This window comes from Myxococcus sp. AM009 (genome assembly GCF_013372605.1).
Taxonomy (GTDB): Bacteria; Myxococcota; Myxococcia; order Myxococcales; family Myxococcaceae; genus Myxococcus; species Myxococcus vastator.
In genome coordinates, this window is record NZ_JABXEP010000418.1 from 1 (window position 1) to 467 (window position 467).

Consider the following 467-nt stretch of genomic DNA (forward strand, 5'->3'; position numbering starts at 1 on the left):
CTCATGGGCGGAGCTGGGGGTGGGCCCTGCGTGCGAACGCCGTGCTGTTGAGCCTGGTGATGCTGGTGACAGGCTGTGCCACCCAGTCGCCCGCGTCCGGCGCGGGAAGGACCCTGCGCCAGTCGCAGCGAGGCGCCTCGCTGCTGGAGCCTCCACGGGACGGTCTGGCGGACTCCATCGGTCGTCAGTCCGACGCGCCGGAACCAAGCCGGCGTCATCGTGAGATTGATGCGGAAGCCATCGCGGACGGACGGCTGCGAGCCGCACAGACGCGTCAAGCCGTCACGGAGGCGGCGGACGAAGTGAAGAGCTCCACGGAGAGGCTCGCCAGTGATCTCCCCAAGCTCGCCGGACACACGCTGGACCTTGGTCGAAACGCCGACCTCTTCTCCGGTTACTTCGACTACGGCTCGAACCAGCTTCCCTGGCTTCGTGGTGCACTCCGAGGAACGGCCACGCTCGTGGAG

The 467-nt window shown here is 67.9% G+C and carries 1 pseudogene; it reads left to right on the forward strand.

What is annotated here, in order from left to right:
- Positions 1-467 (forward strand): annotated as a pseudogene (locus HV824_RS36170) (hypothetical protein); the annotation flags it as partial.